Source organism: Moorena sp. SIO3I6, assembly GCF_010672095.1.
Map to the genome: position 1 here is coordinate 1 of NZ_JAAHHU010000711.1, position 2,390 is coordinate 2,390.

A 2,390-nucleotide genomic window follows, 5' to 3' on the forward strand; every position below is an offset into this window, starting at 1 on the left:
AATTCAGGCAATGATTTACTATCAGAAATCCTTCGACAATACTGGAATCTGTATGCTCCAGGTTGCCAAAAGTCTACTCTGCCGACCACAACAATCTGTGCCAACAGTTTTTGGGATCTCAGAATCACAACTGATATCAAATCCGGTAATCCCCTAGAAAAGGGTTTTGAGCATACCTGTGAATTGTCAATTGAAAACTGCTATTTAGACCTCATCTAATTTTAAATTAAATTACGATGCTATTTGACAACCCTTTTCCTAATCAACAGCAAGCAGCTCTGGAAGACATTGTTAACAATATTGAAATCCAGTCCAATTTTTGTATCAACCATCCCAACTATCAACCCTTCACCATAGCTGATGAAACAGTAGCCCGCTTTCAGCAACTTCCTCAAGACATACAGCATAAGTATCTCAGCCTACTGCTGAGAAATTTCCTCTACGGCATTTATTACAATGGCTATCTGCGCACTCCCCTGGCACTGAACACAAGTCGCGCGGATATAGCACCCCATCAAAACTTAGAGAACAATACCCTGCTGGGAATAGACCTAGATTTTTACCAACGACTCCACGCCAACAATCAAGGCACAGGCTACTTTGATGCCAATTGGCAGGTAATCTCAGAAGAAACCGATGGTTCAATAGCCGTCACCAAAGGTAGTTTGACTATGCATATTGAACGGGAGATTCATCTCAAATCTGAGGAAAAATCTGCTACTATCGGCAGTATTGTTGCCATCCGGATGCCCAAAAATTTGATGCAAAACGGCTTTTATGTAGCAGTGGGTAATGTTGGTCAAGAGCGACAGGGCAATGGTGATATCGATTCTAAAACAGCACGGATCTACTTTAATCTGACACCAGATGGAGCCCTTGCTGTCATGGATAGCATGACAAAATATTTGAATGCAGCAGCAATTCCTTTCACATTTAAAGTTCTATACAATCCATCGGAATACAAACGCCATGACTGTGGAGTACTCTACTTTGAGCGCTGTGATTCTGAAGTGGTCTTTGGGGTGATGCAAACCATATATCTACCAAACCGCTGCCATTTTCGCCCAGAAGTGCCTTTATTCACCAAGTTTTTGGCACCGGGATTGAGTTTTGCCGAAGAACCAACCAAAAAATTTACCTCTCAAGAAAGTTTTGGCATGAACCGCTGCCAAATTGTAGCCAATGGTTTAATGCAGGCTTGGCAAAACGGTAATAACACTCCAGAGGAGCGCCTCAAGGCCATCCGCCAACAATTTTCTCAGTTAGGGATTGAATGGGAACGTCCTTACCTCAATCATCACTAAAGCTGCCGACAGCAAATTAGGCGTTGCGTCAGTCTTTGAATGAATAGGAGTAGAGTGGGCATCCTGCCCGCCCCAAAATATATTGAAACTGGCAAGATGCCAGTTCTACCAAGATGCCAGTTCTACCAAGATGCCAGTTCCACCAAGATGCCCATTCTACGGCAAGATGCCTATTCCACCTCACTCTTAAAATCATTCCATTATTAAGCAACGCCGCAAATTATGGGGAAGGGAGGGAGGAGGGGGAAGCTTCATAAGCTTACTCAATTGCTCCTACAGATGGTATGGGGGTCAGACTCATACTTAATTCGCCCACAGTAGCATAAATAGGACTTAGGCAAAACTGGGCAACAAACGCGCTTATGTAAGCTACTAAGCATTTAAATTTCCGCTCGATCCACTTGTGCAAAAGCCGGTCTACCATCTCCCCATCTCCCCATCTCCCTATCTCCCTATCTCCCCATCTCCCCATCTCCCCATCAGCGCGCCTCTTCACAATTTAAATACAATTTAAATGTGTGACAGCTTAGTAGAGTCCGAAGCGAGACCCTACAGGTATAGTCCCTAGGTAAGTCCTAAAAATATATAGCGCTATACAAAATTAGTCCACCTAGATGGAGTTGCTTGGTGTAGCCCAAAGCTTTAGCCTTAGGCCATTAGACTGAGTGCTCCTCGCTGCCACCATCCAAGTCATCAGTCTCAAGACGGATGTGGCAATTGACCTCAGGTATATTTAGCGTCTTTAAGAAAAATTCATCAAAAATTTTTAGCTCTGTCAGGATTTTATGAAAAACTCGTGAAAGTTGTATTAGTCATTCATCCGGGATTACACAGAACATTAATTGCTCAACGTCACTGCTCATAAATGAGTAATACTAAATGGTTACTTATATGGTAACGATATAAAATTATAAATGGGTAATTTGTATCCATTTTTTGTTTACCACAGGTGAATTTCAGACGATTTTAAATATACCTATTACTCCGTAAAAATTTAATTGAGGGCTAAACTAGGCTTTTCTATACTAGGCACCCTTAACCAAGGCATTAGGAATCAATAATTAAAACCTAAAACCTTACTATAAC

4 protein-coding genes are annotated in these 2,390 nt (G+C 42.0%); 2 read left to right on the forward strand and 2 right to left on the reverse strand.

Translation table 11 applies throughout. From position 1 onward, the window contains the following. Together F6K49_RS41675 and F6K49_RS41680 are read left to right on the forward strand one after the other, a co-directional pair. A partial coding sequence (locus tag F6K49_RS41675; protein WP_293107086.1) for a hypothetical protein occupies positions 1–219 on the forward strand: 219 nt, incomplete at its 5' end. Positions 220–236: 17 nt separating this feature from the next. Next, on the forward strand, positions 237–1,304 hold the full coding sequence (locus F6K49_RS41680; RefSeq protein WP_293107089.1) for a T3SS effector HopA1 family protein: 1,068 nt from the start codon (positions 237–239) through the stop codon (positions 1,302–1,304). Positions 1,305–1,332: 28 nt separating this feature from the next. Here F6K49_RS41680 and F6K49_RS41685 read toward each other — a convergent pair whose 3' ends face one another. Both F6K49_RS41685 and F6K49_RS41690 read right to left on the reverse strand, forming a co-directional pair. Next, a complete protein-coding gene (locus F6K49_RS41685; protein ID WP_293107092.1) occupies positions 1,333–1,488 on the reverse strand; it encodes a hypothetical protein in 156 nt (51 codons plus the stop codon). A gap of 75 nt (positions 1,489–1,563) precedes the next feature. Continuing rightward, entirely contained in the window at positions 1,564–1,776 is a 213-nt protein-coding gene (locus F6K49_RS41690) for a hypothetical protein (protein ID WP_293107095.1), read from the reverse strand. Between the last annotated feature and the right edge of the window lie 614 nt (positions 1,777–2,390).

Coding starts and splice junctions, on each gene's coding strand:
- F6K49_RS41680 (WP_293107089.1), top strand. CDS start 237: ATGCTATTTGACAACCCTTTTCCTAATCAACAGCAAGCAGCTCTGGAA.
- F6K49_RS41690 (WP_293107095.1), bottom strand. CDS start 1,776: ATGGGGAGATGGGGAGATAGGGAGATAGGGAGATGGGGAGATGGGGAG.